The sequence below is a fragment of the Mycobacterium sp. shizuoka-1 genome (genome assembly GCF_002723835.1).
Lineage (GTDB): Bacteria > Actinomycetota > Actinomycetes > Mycobacteriales > Mycobacteriaceae > Mycobacterium.
The window spans coordinates 18,434-31,229 of record NZ_BEWG01000034.1 but is presented as its reverse complement, the minus strand read 5'-3'; the positions used below and the strand labels follow the sequence as shown (position 1 = coordinate 31,229).

General features: G+C 70.0%; 12 protein-coding genes and 1 pseudogene. 8 read left to right on the top strand and 5 right to left on the bottom strand.

The annotated features are described in order from the left end of the window. Together MSZK_RS32625 and MSZK_RS12130 are read left to right on the top strand one after the other, a co-directional pair. Positions 1–300: MmpS family transport accessory protein (locus MSZK_RS32625; protein WP_233211252.1), on the top strand; the 300-nt coding region annotated here is incomplete at its 5' end. Next, entirely contained in the window at positions 300–995 is a 696-nt protein-coding gene (locus tag MSZK_RS12130; RefSeq protein WP_099248068.1) for a DUF2561 family protein, read from the top strand. The genes MSZK_RS32625 and MSZK_RS12130, both read left to right, overlap by 1 nt. A 202-nt stretch (positions 996–1,197) precedes the next feature. Here MSZK_RS12130 and MSZK_RS12125 read toward each other — a convergent pair whose 3' ends face one another. From MSZK_RS12125 to MSZK_RS12110, 4 genes are read right to left on the bottom strand one after another with little or no spacing between them, the layout of a single operon-like run. Then, positions 1,198–2,874 (bottom strand): cytochrome bc complex cytochrome b subunit, encoded by a 1,677-nt coding sequence (locus tag MSZK_RS12125; protein WP_099248066.1) that lies wholly within the window; start codon positions 2,872–2,874, stop codon positions 1,198–1,200. Then, positions 2,871–4,025 carry a ubiquinol-cytochrome c reductase iron-sulfur subunit gene (locus MSZK_RS12120; RefSeq protein ID WP_099248064.1) on the bottom strand — a complete coding sequence of 385 codons (1,155 nt, stop codon included), beginning with the start codon at positions 4,023–4,025 and terminating at the stop codon, positions 2,871–2,873. Before MSZK_RS12120 ends, MSZK_RS12125 begins: the two co-directional genes overlap by 4 nt. Further along, positions 4,022–4,867 carry a c-type cytochrome gene (locus MSZK_RS12115; RefSeq protein WP_199203306.1) on the bottom strand — a complete coding sequence of 282 codons (846 nt, stop codon included), beginning with the start codon at positions 4,865–4,867 and terminating at the stop codon, positions 4,022–4,024. The genes MSZK_RS12120 and MSZK_RS12115 overlap by 4 nt, the downstream gene beginning before the upstream one ends. 11 nt (positions 4,868–4,878) lie before the next feature. Next, the gene (locus MSZK_RS12110) at positions 4,879–5,490 is read right to left on the bottom strand and encodes a heme-copper oxidase subunit III (protein WP_099248062.1); all 612 of its coding nucleotides are present in this window, start codon (positions 5,488–5,490) and stop codon (positions 4,879–4,881) included. A 112-nt stretch (positions 5,491–5,602) separates the two neighbouring features. On the opposite strand from MSZK_RS12110, the gene trpD reads away from it, so the two are divergent. Then, the gene (trpD, locus tag MSZK_RS32925; protein WP_099248060.1) at positions 5,603–6,685 is read left to right on the top strand and encodes an anthranilate phosphoribosyltransferase; all 1,083 of its coding nucleotides are present in this window, start codon (positions 5,603–5,605) and stop codon (positions 6,683–6,685) included. Here trpD and MSZK_RS12100 read toward each other — a convergent pair. Further along, positions 6,623–8,434, bottom strand: a pseudogene (locus MSZK_RS12100) (DEDD exonuclease domain-containing protein); the annotation flags it as partial. The gene trpD and the pseudogene MSZK_RS12100 overlap by 63 nt on opposite strands. A gap of 114 nt (positions 8,435–8,548) precedes the next feature. On the opposite strand from MSZK_RS12100, the gene MSZK_RS12095 reads away from it, so the two are divergent. The 5 genes from MSZK_RS12095 to MSZK_RS12075 all read left to right on the top strand — a co-directional run bounded on the left by MSZK_RS12095 (position 8,549) and on the right by MSZK_RS12075 (position 12,793). After that, positions 8,549–8,782 carry a hypothetical protein gene (locus MSZK_RS12095; protein WP_233211251.1) on the top strand — a complete coding sequence of 78 codons (234 nt, stop codon included), beginning with the start codon at positions 8,549–8,551 and terminating at the stop codon, positions 8,780–8,782. A gap of 167 nt (positions 8,783–8,949) precedes the next feature. Then, positions 8,950–10,119: a peptidoglycan hydrolase RipC gene (gene ripC / locus MSZK_RS12090; protein WP_099248056.1), complete on the top strand. Its 1,170-nt coding sequence runs from the start codon at positions 8,950–8,952 to the stop codon at positions 10,117–10,119. Between the two features lie 34 nt (positions 10,120–10,153). After that, positions 10,154–10,963 carry a hypothetical protein gene (locus tag MSZK_RS12085; protein WP_158230572.1) on the top strand — a complete coding sequence of 270 codons (810 nt, stop codon included), beginning with the start codon at positions 10,154–10,156 and terminating at the stop codon, positions 10,961–10,963. Positions 10,964–10,974: 11 nt separating this feature from the next. Next, positions 10,975–12,123 (top strand): glycosyltransferase family 4 protein, encoded by a 1,149-nt coding sequence (locus MSZK_RS12080; protein WP_099248052.1) that lies wholly within the window; start codon positions 10,975–10,977, stop codon positions 12,121–12,123. 10 nt (positions 12,124–12,133) lie between these two features. Continuing rightward, positions 12,134–12,793: a cutinase family protein gene (locus tag MSZK_RS12075; RefSeq protein WP_099248182.1), complete on the top strand. Its 660-nt coding sequence runs from the start codon at positions 12,134–12,136 to the stop codon at positions 12,791–12,793. Positions 12,794–12,796: the final 3 nt, after the last annotated feature.

Here is a 12,796-nt window from a genome sequence, read left to right as displayed (position 1 = left end):
CCGACCACTACGACCACGACGCCCGCAGGCCCGCGTCAGGTGACCTATTCGGTCACCGGGACCAAGGCGCCCGGTGACATCATCTCGGTCACCTACGTCGACGCCTCGGGACGGCAGCGGACCCAGCGCAACGTCTACATCCCGTGGTCGCTGACGGTCACCCCGATCTCGCAGTCCGATGTGGGCTCGGTGCAGGCATCGAGCCTGTTTTTGGTCAGCAGACTGAATTGTTCGATCACGACGAGCGACGGAGTGGTGTTGTCGTCCAACCAGAACAACGCCGCGCAGACGAGCTGTTGATGGCGCGCGAATCGGAACCCCAGACGGCAGCGGACGAGCGCCGGTCCCCGGAGACGGTGGACCGCCTGCTGGTCGGCGTGTGCGGCGCGATCTGGCTGGTGCTGCTGGCCGTGACGGTCATTGCGATCGTGGCGCTGGTCGACATGAGCCGCGGACACCCGGCCAGCAGCGACGGCTCGCGCACGCCGTGGCTGCTGTACAGCATCATCATCGTGTCGGCGCTCATCATCGTCGGCGCGATCCCGCTGTTGATCCGGGCGCGGCGCACTGCGCTGGCCGACGTTCGGCTGACGCCGCCGGAGCCGGCCAAGGCGCCCGCGCCGGCGCCCGCGACCCCGGTACGCGGCACTGAGGCGCCCACCGAGAAGCTCAAGGTGTTCGGCTCGACCGTTGACCCCTACGAGCGGTATCAGCCCGATTTCGCCCAGTCCTCGGCCTCGCGGCGGGCCGACCCGCTGATCCCGGCCACCGAGCTGGACCGGTTGTGGCTGCGCTGCACGGTGATGCTGGCCGGTGCGATCGGACTGGCCCTGGTCGGCGTGTCCACTGCCACCTACCTGCTGGCGGTGAACAGCGAGACCGCGGCCTGGGTGGCGCTCGGCCTGGCCGCGCTCATCACGGTCGCGATGCCGGCGATCCCGGTGACCTATCTACGCCAGCTGCACGGCGCGGTCGAGGAGAGTGTGCCCGCCTAGCTGCGGGCTGCTCGTTCGGGTCCTCAGGTCGCGGCGAGACTGCGGCGAGCGCGTGAATCCTGGCTGAATCGCGCCGGATGGGCAGACTCGATGCCGTCAGCGCAGACTCGGCGCGCTCAGCACAGACTCGACGCGTCTGCCTCCCCGACAACGACGAAACCCCCGGGCTCCTGCGCCCGGGGGTTTCGTCGTGTTGGGACTTCTAGTGGTGGTGGCCGTTGCCGTTTCCGTTGCCGTTCGACTCGCCGTCCTGCCATTCGCGCAGGGCGGTGATCGCACGCTGCTCGGAGGCGTGCGCGGCCTCGTTGAGCGCGGCATCCTCGGACGCCGGATCGGCGGTGAGGAAGCTGCCGTGGCCGGTTCGGCCGCCGGAGCCCAGCTTGTTCATCCGTTTCGGCAGCGCCGCGCCGGCGTACTCCAGCGGGATCGGGTGGCCGTGCTCGTCGACCGGGCCCAGCGGCTGGTGCAGCTCGACGTAGGCACCGTGCGGCAGCCGCTTGATGATGCCGGTCTCGATGCCGTGCTCCAGCACGTCGCGGTCGCTGCGCTGCAGCCCGACCGCCCACCGGTAGGCGATGAAGAACACCAGCGGCGGCAGCACCAGCGATGCGATGCGGCCGATCCACGTCGTCGCGTTCAGCGAGATGTGGAACTTCAGCGCGATGATGTCGTTCATGGCGCACAGCGTCCACACCATGTACAGCGAGATCGCCATGGCGCCGATCGCGGTGCGCGTCGGAGCGTCACGCGGGCGCTGCAGCAGGTTGTGGTGCGCGGTGTCCCCGGTGAACTTCTTCTCCAGGAACGGGTAGGCGATCAGCAGGAAGAACACCAGGCCCATGACCAGCGCGACCCAGAAGGCGGCCGGCACGGTGTGATGCCAGAAGTAGAGCTCCCACGGCGGGAAGATACGGGCCAGACCCTCGGTCCACATCATGTAGAAGTCGGGCTGGCTGCCCGCCGACACCTGCGACGGCTTGTAGGGGCCGAGCTGCCAGATCGGGTTGATCTGCAGCAGACCACCCATCAGGCCCAGGATGCCGACGGTCATCGCGAAGAACGCGCCCGACTTCACCGCGAACACCGGCATGACCCGCACACCGACGACGTTCTTCTCGGTGCGGCCGGGGCCGGGGAACTGGGTGTGCTTCTGGAACCACACCAGCGCCAGGTGCATACCGATGAGCGCCAGGATGATTCCCGGGATCAGCAGGATGTGCAGGGCGTACATCCGGGGCAGCAGCACGCCGACCGCGTCGCACTGGTATCCGACACCGCCGCACGGGAAGTCGCCGCCGAACAGCGCCCAGTGCAGCCAGGTGCCGACGATCGGCACGCTCATCGTGATCGACGACAGCGCCGCCCGCAGGCCGATGCCGGACAGCAGATCGTCGGGCAGCGAGTAGCCGAAGTAGCCCTCGAACATGGCCAGGATCAGCAGCAGGGAGCCGATGACCCAGTTGGCCTCACGGGGCCTGCGGAACGCGCCGGTGAAGAAGATGCGGGCCAGGTGCACCATGATCGACGCGGCGAACAGCAGCGCCGCCCAGTGGTGGACCTGCCGGACGAACAGCCCGCCGCGTACCTCGAAGCTGATGTCGAGGGTCGTGGCGTAGGCCTTGGACATCTCGATGCCGCGAAGCGGTTGGTAGACACCCTGATACGTCACTTCGGCCATCGACGGGTCGAAGAACAGGGTCAGGTACACACCGGTGAGCAACAGGACGATGAAGCTGTACAGCGCGATCTCGCCCAGCAGGAACGACCAGTGCGTGGGGAACACCTTGTTCAGCTGGCGCCGAACCGCGGCCGACGGGTGGTAGCGAGAGTCGATGTCGTCGCCCTGCTTGGCCAGGGCATCAGCGAGTTTCGGACTCATGATGTGCGCTCCCAGAATGCCGGTCCCACGGGCTCGGCGAAGTCGCCGTTGGCGACCAGATACCCGTCGGAGTCAATGGTGATGGGCAACTGCGCCAGTGCGCGCGCAGCCGGACCGAAGATGGGGCGTGCGAAATGCAGTGCGTCGAACTGCGATTGGTGGCACGGGCACAGGATCCGGTAGGTCTGCTGCTCGTAGAGCGAGGCCGGGCAGCCCAGGTGCGAGCACACCTTGGTGTAGGCGAACAGATCACCGAAGTTGAAGCTCTCCTGGCCGGCGCGCTTGACCACGCGGGGCATGTCGACCGGCTTGATGCGGATCAGCATCACCGGATTGCGCACGCCCATGGCGATTTCGGCCAACCGCTCGTGGCTTTCCACGGTGGTTCCGTCGCCGTCGGACTCACGCCACGGGAACACCGTCTCCATGCCGCCGGCGTCGATGTCCTCCGGCCGCAGCTTGACGAACGGGGACTGACCGGGCAGGCCGGTGGCGCGCGCGAGGTAGATGGTCTCGCCGGCGAACCGCGGGGTCCAGCCCGAGGTCCACAGCACGGCCTTCTTGCCTTCGGCGGTGGGCACGACGGGCTTCCACGGGTTCTTGATCAGACCGCCGATGAACGCCACCAGGGTGCCGGCGCCGAACGCGCCGAGCCCGATGCCCAGCGACAGCCCGACCAGCTTGCGCCGCTTGATCGTCGAGCCCTCGAGCGCGTCGGTCAGGTTGGCCACCACGGTCTTGCGCTGGATCTCCGGGGAGGCACCGTCATGGCGCTCCTGGACCGAGATCTCCTCGGGGATGAACTTCTTCTGGAAGAGCACCGCGCCGATGCCGATCGACAGGATCGACAGGCCGAAGGTCAGCCCGTACAGCGGGGTGGCCAGCTCGGACCACGAGCGGCCTTCCGAGCCGTCCCACTGCCACGGCCAGAACAGGAACACCAGGAGCAGCAGCAGGCCGAACAGGCCGCCCAACAGCAGCCAGATCGCCACCGAACGCTCGGCGCGCTTCTCGGCACGGGTGCCCTCGACGGGCCAGCGCGGCTCCTTGAGGATGGTCTCGACGCCGTCCATGCGGCCGCCGAGCGCGACCAGTTCCTCGCGGGACATCTCCGCGAGCTGCTCGTCGGTGGGCTGATTCACGTCACTCATGATGATCTCGCTCCGATCCAGAGCGCCGCCGCGATGACGGCGACCATGCCGATGATCCAGATCGCCATACCCTCGGACGACGGTCCGAAGCCGCCGAGGCCGTAGCCGCCGGGGTCCGGTGCGCGGGTCGCCATCCGCACATAGGCGACGATGTCCTTCTTCTCCTCGGGGGAGAGCTGGCGGTCGCCGAACTTGGGCATGTTCTGCGGGCCGGTCAGCATCGCGGTGTAGATCTGCGCGGGGGTGGCCGGCTCGAGCTCGGGGGCGTACTTGCCCGATGACAGCGCGCCGCCCTTGCCGGTGAAGTTGTGGCACGAGGCGCAGTTCAGCCGGAAGAGGTCGCCACCGCGGGCGACGTCATTGCCGAGCAGCGAGTGATCGGCGATCTGACCGTTGGCATCGCGGGGGACCAGGGGGCCGCCGCCGTTGGCCTGGACGTACGCGCCGAGCGCGTCGATCTGGGCCTCGTCGAAGATCGGCGCCTTGCGCGGGGCCTGGGCTTCGCCGCGCATCGCCGGCATGCGGCCGGTGGACACCTGGAAGTACACCGCAGCCTCGCCGACACCGATCAGGCTGGGGCCGCGACCCTGCACGCCCTGGAGGTTGGTGCCGTGGCAGGAGATGCACGAGGTGTCGAACAACTGCTTGCCGGTGCGCAGCAGTGCCGACTGCGATTCGTCGGCCACCGCGACCTGCGGTGTGGGCGTCAGCGTGGCGGCCATACCGCCGGCGACACCGAGGCCGACCAGCAGCAGCACCGCACCGGTCAGGCGACGACGAAGCCGGCGCCGCGACTTGTCGCTCATCGCCGGTGCCTTCACCCGCGCCGATCTCTTGAGCATCGAACCCCTTCTCATCGGATGAAGTAGATCGTCGCGAACAGCGCGATCCACACGATGTCGACGAAGTGCCAGTAGTAGGACACGACGATGGCGGCGGTCGCCTGGGCCGGCGTGAACTTGCTCATCGCGGTGCGCAACAGCAGCAGGACGAACGCGACCAGCCCGCCGATCACGTGCAGGCCGTGGAAGCCGGTCGCGAGATAGAACACGCTGCCGTAGGCGCTGCCCGGGATGGTCGTGCCGTGGGTGACCAGGTGGTAGTACTCGTAGGCCTGGCCGGCCACGAAGAAGGCGCCCATCGCCAGGGTGATCACGTACCAGCGGCGCAGCCCGTAGACGTCACCTCGCTCGGCCGCGAACACACCCATCTGACAGGTGAACGATGACGCGATCAACACCAGAGTCACCGGTACGGCCTGATACAGGTTCAGTTCCGTCGGTGGCGGCGGCCATGCCCCACCGGACTGAGCACGGGCAGTGAAGTACATCGCGAACAGTCCAGCAAAGAACATCAGTTCACTGGAAAGCCACACGATGGTGCCAACACTGACCATGTTCGGCCGGTTCAGCGAATGTACGCGCGATGTGATCGCAGTTCCCGAAGTGCCAACAGCGCTCGTCACATCAAGAAGTATGACGCTTTGTAGTTGTTGAGGTACAGCCAGGGGCCGAATTAGTCATAACTGTCGGTGAACCGGGCTGTGTAGTTCCCCGGCGGCATGGGAATATCGGCGCGTGACTCACCCCGTTTCCCAGCCCGGCGCCGGGTCGCCGAATTCGTCATGGCCGCAGGTCCTGGACCGGTTGACGGCCAGCCTGGAACTCGAGCCGGGCCAGGCGAGCTGGGCGATGGACCAGATCATGACCGGGGTCGCGACGCCGGCCCAGATCGCCGCCTTCGGCGTGTCGATGAAGATGAAGCGGCCGACGCCGGCCGAGGTGCGCGAGTTGGCCGACACGATGCTGCAGTACGCCCGGATGGTGCCCACCGATGTGATCGGCACCGACACCGTCGACATCGTCGGCACCGGCGGCGACCGGGCGAACACGGTGAACCTCTCGACGATGGCGGCGATCGTGGTCGCGGCCGCCGGGGTCCCGGTGGTCAAGCACGGCAACCGTGCCGCATCGTCCAAGAGCGGCGGAGCCGACATGCTCGAGGCGCTCGGCGTGCGCATCGACCTGGGTCCCGACGAGGTGGCCCGCAGCGTGGCCGAGGTGGGCATCGGGTTCTGCTTCGCGCCGGTGTTCCACCCGTCCTACAAGTTCGCCGGGCCGCCGCGCCGCGAGATCGGCGTGCCGACCGTCTTCAATCTGCTTGGGCCGCTGACCAATCCGGCCAGCCCGCGGGCGGGACTGATCGGGTGCGCGTTCGGCGACCTGGCCGAGGTGATGGCCGGGGTGTTCGCGGCACGGCGCTGCAGCGTGCTGGTGGTGCACGGCGACGACGGCCTCGACGAGCTGACCACCACGACCACCAGCACCATCTGGCGGGTGCAGGCCGGCACCATCGACAAACTGACGTTCGACCCGCTGGGCTTCGGCTTCCCGCGGGCCCATATCGACGAGCTGGTCGGCGGGGAGGCCGAACACAACGCCGCGCAGGCGCGCGAGGTGCTCGCCGGGGCGACCGGGCCGGTGCGCGATGCGGTGATCCTCAACGCGGCGGGCGCGATGGTCGCCCACAGCGGGCTATCCAGCCACGCCGAATGGTTGCCGTCCTGGGAGGACGGGCTGGCCCGCGCCGCCGAGGCGATCGACTCCGGCGCGGCCGAGCAACTCCTGGCGCGTTGGGTGCGGTTCACTTCTGAGCTCTGAGTCCAGTCGCTCGGACTGCTCGGCGGCCAGCCGTGCGGAGCGTGCGGTGGCCGCCCACTGTGCCCACGGTCCCGCCGAGGCCAGCGGTGAGGCCAAACCCGTTGTGGCGCTGACGATTCGAACGCCAGGACTGCCGAGCCAGCGGGCGATGAGCGATGTCTCTTCGACCAGCGCCCCGCCCAGCGGGGCGGCTCTGGGCAGGATGATCTGCGCGCCGGCCTGCAGGGCTTCGACCACCGGCATCGGCGGGACGCGCCGCGGAGCCACCCCGGCGGCGGCCAGCTGCCCGCTGCGCACGACCGCGAGCTGCCAGCCCCCGGCCCCGTCCGGTGCGGCGGCGACGAGTTCGTCGACACCGGCCAGCGCTCGCAGGCGCTGACCGCGCCACAGCACGTCGACTGCGGCGGCGACGTGATCGCGCAGCCGCGCCGCACTTTCGTAGCGGGACCTTCGGGCCAACTCGCCGACCTGATCGACCGCCGCGGCCAGGGCCCCGTTGTCCAGTCCGTCGATCAGGGCGGCGGCCAGCAGGGGGGCCGACGCGTATTCGGCGGCGGTGCTGCCGCGCGGGGCGGGACAGGGGGAGACCTCCCGCTGCGGGCAGGCGGGTCCGTGTTGGGCGGACCGTCCGATGCGGCTGGTGCAGGTGCGTATCCCGGTGAACCGGGCGATCAGGTCGGCGGTGTCGGCGGCGTCGGCCCGCGACCGGAACGGCCCGATCGCGCGGTCGTGTCGCGGCTCCCGGACCACCGAGAGCCGCGGGAACGCCTCGTCGGTGAGCACCACCCACCACCATCGGTGGGGGAACCGGGAGCGCCGGTTGTACGGCGGGGCGTGCGCGGCGAGCAGCCGCAACTCGCGCACGCCGGCCTCCAGCGGGTGGGCGCATTCGACGTGATCGACCGCCGTGGCCAGCCCGACCATCTCCTTCATCCGCCCACGCGGATCGGCGCCGGTGAAGTACTGGCCGACGCGGCGGCGCAGGTCGGTGGCGGTACCGACGTAGAGCACCTCGCCGGTCGGCCCGCGGAACAGGTACACCCCGGGCCGGCGCGGCAGATCGCGGGCCAGCACCCGCTTGCCGCGCTGGGCGTTGGAGATGTTCGGCATGAACCCGCGCAGGTCGGTGTAGGTGTGCACACCCTGATTGCCGACCCGTTCGATGAGGGCGTGCAACACGTCGACTGTGGCGCGGGCATCGTCGAGGGCGCGGTGGGTCGGCTGGGTGGCGGAGCCGACCAGCCGGGCCAGCGTGGCCAGTCGCACGCTGGGCGCCTCCTCGCGGCTGAGCACCCGGCGGGCCAGCTTGACGGTGCACAGTACCGGCGGGCGGGGCCAGGTGATGCCGCACTGCTCGGCGGCCGAGCGCAGGAAGCCGATGTCGAAGCCGGCGTTGTGGGCCACGAGCACGGCGCCGCGGGCGAACTCCAGGAACATCGGCAGTACCGCGGCAATGGTGGGCGCATCGTGCACCATCGCCGTGGTGATGCCGGTCAACTGGACGATCTGCGGCGGGATGCTGCGCTGCGGATCGACCAGGGTGGCGAACTCGCCGAGCACCTCACCGCCGCGGACCTTGACCGCGCCGATCTCGGTGATCGCATCACGCGACCCGTCGGCCGAGGCGGTCGCGCGCCCGCCGGTGGTCTCCAGGTCGACCACCACGAAAGTGGTCTCGCGCAACGACACGTCGGCGGCGGGGTCGATGTCGGCGAAGCTCAGCTGCGCATCCGTTGGTGTGCCCGCCACAACCGTTGACGGTAGGCAGCCCCACCGACAGGACGCCGGTGCCGCGCCGGATCGCCCGGACTTGTCGGGGGTCGCCGTTAGCGTGCGGCCAACGACGATGAGAGGACACCCGAGATGGGACCCGAGATGGGAATGGACCCGACCGAACCGGTGGTCATCGACTGCGACGACTGTGCGGTACGCGGACCGGGCTGTCGCGACTGCGTGGTGAGCGTGCTGCTCGGCGTACCTGAGAGTTTGCTGGAAGATGAACGGGCGGCGCTGGAGGTGCTGGCTGAGGCCGGTCTGGCGCCCCGGTTGCGACTGGTGCCGATCCATCGGCACGGGGGTTCCGGGCTGGCGAGCTAGTGGCCTGATAGGTTGGTTGGCAGGGTGTGACTGGTGTTGCTCATGTGGCTGAGAGTCTCGTGAGAACTGCCTCTCCCGTTGGACAACGCCGATGCCATTTCGTAACCTATTCGAGACCTAAGGCACTCGATGCAACAACATCGACGGCACTTAAAGGATGCACAATCTTGAGCTTTGACCGCAGTTACCTCACTAAACGCGTGTTCAAACGCCCTCTAGTGGGTGGGCTGGCGGGGCTCACGGTCCTCTCCTGCGTCATCGCCGGCTCGGTGCACGCCGATCCGGCCGAAGACGGTCTGGCCAAGCTGAACGAGCTGTCACGACAGGCAGAACAGCTGACCGAGTCGATGCATTCCGCTCAGCTTGATCTTGACAAGAAGCTGCAGGCCGAAGCCGTGGCGGAGAAGAAGCACACCGACGACCTGGCCGCCGCCGATGCCGCCAAAGCCCAGCTGACCGGCTATCAGGGTGCGGTCGACAAATTTGCTGCGGCAGTGTACATGGGCGGCAGCACCGACGGCTTCAGCGCGATCCTGACCGCGGCGTCCCCGCAGGGCCTGATCGACAAGATGACCGTGCAGCGGGTGATGGCCACCGAGATGTCCGCCCAGATGCAGAGTTATCGGCGCGTCAACGACGAACTCCGCCAGGCCGAGGCCGCGTCGGCCAAGTCCGCGGCCGACGCCAAGACAGCCGCGGAGCAGGCCGCGGCCGTCCGCGCCGACTTGCAGCGCAAGCAATCCCAGCTGCAGGTGCAGATCGCGGCCGTCAAGTCGCGCTACCAGACCTTGACGCCGGATCAGCGGGTGGCGCTGGCCGCCCCCGGCCCGGTTCCGCCCGCGGAGATCCTGGCCGCCCCGGCGCCCGCGGCGCTGCCGCCGCTGGACGCCCCGCCACCCGACGCGCCGCCGCCGGCCGATGCCCCGCCGCCGCCGGATGCCGCGCAGATCGTCCCGATGGCCGCCGTGCCCAGCCCCGCTCCAGGCGGCGGCGAGCAAGCCGCGGTCGCCGTCCAGGCCGCCCTGACGCGAATCGGCGATCCCTACGTATGGGGCGGCTCGGGTCCCAACCAGTTCGACTGCTCCGGGCTGGTGATGTGGGCCTTCCAGCAGGCCGGCATCTTCCTGCCGCACTCCAGCCAGGCGCTGGCCGCCGGTGGGCAGCCGGTCCCGATGGACCAGATGCAGCCCGGTGACGTGGTGAACTACTACTCCGACGCTTCGCATTCGGCGATCTACATCGGCGACGGGATGATGGTCCACGCCTCGACATTCGGTCAGCCGGTGCGCATCGCCCCGGTCAACAACGCCCCGATCTACAACGTCCGTCGTTACTGATCGGCGCCGGCTTACTGGCGTCCTGGCCGTCGTCCTGGTCGCCCAGCTGGTCGCCGCGGCGGTCCTGATCGCCGCTCCGGCGTCCGCGCCACCGGCCGCGCCATCCCCGCGCGCGGTACCCGCACCGGCCCCGCTCGTCGTCGGTGACGGCCGCACCGTACGCCTGATCAGCCTGGGTGGCGCCCACACCGACGGGCTGCTCACCCGGATCGCCGACGATATCGGCGCCGCCGTCGGTGCGGTCGAGACATTCTGGGGCACCGACTGGGACCACGAGATCGTGGTCATCGCCACGGATTCGCAGGCCCAGTTCGTCGCCCAGGCCGGCCTGGCACCCGGCGGCGACTGGAGCGACATCGCGGCGGTCTCCGTCGCCGACCACGTCGACTTCGCGCGCCATCACGCCACCGGCCAGCGCATGGTGTTCGCCCCCGGCGCCGCCGCGATGAGCGAGACGGCGCTGCGAATCGTGTTGACTCACGAGCTGTTTCACCTGGCTGCCCGGGCGGATACCGCGCTGGACGCCCCGCGCTGGCTGGTCGAGGGGGTGGCCGACTTCGTGGCCCGGCCGGCGCAGCCGCTGCCGCCGGATGCGGGATCGAACACCGCGTTGCCGACCGACGCCGACCTGGACGTCGCCGGGCCACAGCGCGAGCGCGGTTACGACCGCGCCTGGTGGTTCGCCCGGTTCGTCGCCGATACCTACGGCGCCGACGCGCTGCGCCGGCTCTACGTCGAGGCCTGCGGCCCCGGCCACCCTGACCTGGCGACCGCGGCGCGGCGCGCCCTGGGAACCGACATCGAGGGGCTACGTGCGCGCTGGGCGCAGTGGCTGACCCGCTAGCGTGAGGGGCGATGACGCGGGTCCTGCTGGTCACCAATGACTTTCCGCCCCGCCGTGGCGGAATTCAGACCTACCTCGAACAATTCGTCAGCCGGTTGGCGGCCACCGGCGACCACGAGCTGACGGTGTACGCCCCGCAGTGGAAGGGCGCCGACGACTACGACCGGCAGGCCGGCTACCGCATCGTGCGCCACCCCGGGACGCTGATGGTGCCCGAGCCGGGGGTGGACCGCCGGATGCGAGCCCTGATCGGCGAGCACGGCATCGAGACGGTGTGGTTCGGTGCGGCCGCGCCGCTGGCCCTGCTGGCAGGTCGGGCGCGAGGCGCCGGCGCCCGGCGGGTGGTGGCCAGTACGCACGGCCACGAGGTGGGCTGGTCGATGCTGCCGATCGCCCGCTCGGCGCTGCGGCGCATCGGCGAGCACACCGATGTCGTGACGTTCATCAGCCATTACACCCGCGGGCGGATCGCCTCGGCGTTCGGTCCGAACGCCGCCCTGGAACACCTGCCGCCCGGTATCGACACCGATCGGTTCCGGCCCGATCCAGCGGCCAGGACTGCCCTGCGCGAGCGCTACGGCGTGGGCCGGCGACCCACGGTGGTGTGCCTGTCGCGGCTGGTGCCGCGCAAGGGGCAGGACATGTTGATCAAGGCGCTGCCCGGCATCCGCAGACGGGTCGGCGATGCCGCGCTGGTGATCGTCGGCGGCGGCCCCTACGCCGACGATCTGCACACGCTGGCCGAGCGGGTCGCAGTGAGCGATCACGTCGTGTTCACCGGGCCGGTGCCCGAGGCCGAACTGGCCGCCCACTATGCAATGGCCGATGTCTTCGCCATGCCTTGCCGCACACGGGGATCCGGCCTGGACGTCGAGGGCCTGGGGATCGTTTTCCTGGAGGCATCGGCCACCGGCGTGCCGGTGGTCGCCGGCCGGTCGGGCGGCGCGCCCGAGACGGTGCGGGAGGGACAGACCGGCCGGGTGGTCGACGGGCGCTCCACCGACCAGATCACCGACGCGGTGGCCGGCATCCTCGCCGACCCGGAGCTGGCCGCGCGGATGGGGGCGGCCGGCCGGGACTGGGTCGAGTCGGACTGGACCTGGGCCGGCCACATCGCACGGCTTTCCGAACTTCTCAGTGTGGCCGATCGCACCGTGTGACGATGTGCCGATGACGACGATCCGAGTCATCGGGGTCGGCGGCGTCCTGGCCACCGTGGCGGCCCTGCTCGGCCCGGTCGGCCCGGCTGGTCCCGCGGCGGCCGACGACTGCCCCGACGTGGAGGTGATCTTCGCGCGCGGCACCGGTGAGCCACCGGGCGTCGGGCGGGTAGGGCAGGCGTTCGCCGACGCGCTGGCACCACGGCTGGGTGGGCGGACCATGGACACCTACGGGGTCAATTACCCGGCCAGCCTGAACTTCCTGGCGGCGGCGTCCGGCGCCGACGACGCCGCGGCCCGCATCGCGGACATGGGTGCGCGGTGCCCCCAGACCGCGCTGGTGCTCGGCGGGTTCTCCCAGGGTGCGGCGGCGGTGTCCATGCTGGCCGGCGTGCCGCCGGTGGGACAGCGGATCGGCACCATCGGCTCGGCGCCGCCGCTGCCGCCGGCCAGCGCCGGGCGGGTGGCGGCGGTCGCGGTGTTCGGCAACCCCGGCGCCCGGTTCGGCACCCCGCTGTCGAGCGCCGGCCAGTTCGCCGGCCGCGCCGTCGACGTGTGCAGCGGCGGTGACCCGATCTGCTCGGCCGGACGCGACCGCGGCGCACACAGCGCCTACGAGCTGCCGCCGTACCCGGATCAGGCGGCGGGGTTCGTCGCCGGGCTGCTCTGAGCC